The sequence below is a fragment of the Vibrio sp. 1562 genome (genome assembly GCF_033340155.1).
Classification (GTDB): domain Bacteria; phylum Pseudomonadota; class Gammaproteobacteria; order Enterobacterales; family Vibrionaceae; genus Vibrio; species Vibrio alginolyticus.
Genome location: NZ_JAWOVY010000110.1, coordinates 1 through 1,124, shown reverse-complemented (window position 1 = coordinate 1,124; position 1,124 = coordinate 1). Strand labels below are relative to the sequence as shown.

At 54.0% G+C, this 1,124-nt stretch carries 2 protein-coding genes; one reads left to right on the top strand and one right to left on the bottom strand.

Translation table 11 applies throughout. The features are described 5' to 3' along the window. On the bottom strand, window positions 1–534 hold a 534-nt coding region (locus tag R7Z49_RS23530; protein WP_411913027.1), incomplete at its 3' end, for a cation transporter. A gap of 95 nt (window positions 535–629) precedes the next feature. Here R7Z49_RS23530 and cadR point away from each other — a divergent pair. Then, the gene (gene cadR / locus R7Z49_RS23525; RefSeq protein ID WP_276434700.1) at window positions 630–1,037 is read left to right on the top strand and encodes a Cd(II)/Pb(II)-responsive transcriptional regulator; all 408 of its coding nucleotides are present in this window, start codon (window positions 630–632) and stop codon (window positions 1,035–1,037) included. Window positions 1,038–1,124 lie beyond the last annotated feature (87 nt).

Genomic DNA, 1,124 nt, shown 5'->3' with positions numbered 1-1,124 from the left:
GACCTGCCTTTTCACGCTATGCCCAACCGCATAAAGAGCGAGTCCGTACACTGCCGCATCAGCAAAATTGTCCAGGGACTCTGCAATGAGGCCAGTTGACTGAGCCATCAGACCGGCAGTAATTTCCACCACGAACAGAAGTGCATTGATGCCGAGCAACCAGCGCAGGGTCCCGGATTCTTGCTTAGCAGAAGCTGCCGAAAACTCGGCGGCCTTGATGGTCTCCGGATTTGCAGCGACGGTTTCCTGAAGCGAGGCGCCTAGCCCCAAGGTCTTCAGTTTCGCAGTGAAAGGATCAGCCTCTCCATCATGCACGACCTTCAACCGGCGGTTCGACAGGTCGAAAGACAGCGCCCGAATCTCCTCAAAGCCGTTCAGGGCTAGGCGAATCATTCGTTCTTCTGATGGACAGTCCATCTTCGGCACGGCATAAACACTGACCCATCTCCCTGGCGCCTCGGAGGAGGCCTGTATATCGGTATCCGCTGCGGACGTTGCATCACCGCCACAGGCGCCACCACAGGATTTGCTCATGATACGACTCCACTTGAACAATGTTGTGGTACCATTTAAAACTATAAAGCTACTATAAGGTCAATAGAGTAAAGAATCCGTTGGGGAGGAGGCTGATGCGCATTGGTCAGTTGGCGCAGTTGGTAGGGGTCGACACACAGACGATCCGCTTCTATGAACAGCAGGGCTTGTTGCCGCCGCCTGATCGGCAGGACAACGGTTACCGTGTCTATACCGAGAAGCATGGTGAGGGGCTGGCCTTCATCCGTCGCTGCAGAATCCTGGGCCTGTCACTGGCTGAGATTCACGAACTACAGAGCTATGAGGACGACCCTCATCAGCCTTGTACCGCCGTCAACGCCTTGCTCGATGATCACATCTCTCATGTGCGGTCGCAGATAACCGCTCTGCAAGCGCTTGAGAAACAACTCGTTTCACTGAGAGCGAGTTGCAACGATGACCGGGAAGTTGAGGCGTGTGGGGTTCTTGCTGGAATTAGCGAAGGAAACATGCACCAGCAGTAGGTGAAGCATCAACCAGATAATCCGATGAGATGCCGGTCTGTCTCACTCTCATGCAAAGGTAAGATCAACCATTTAATCCGCTTACCC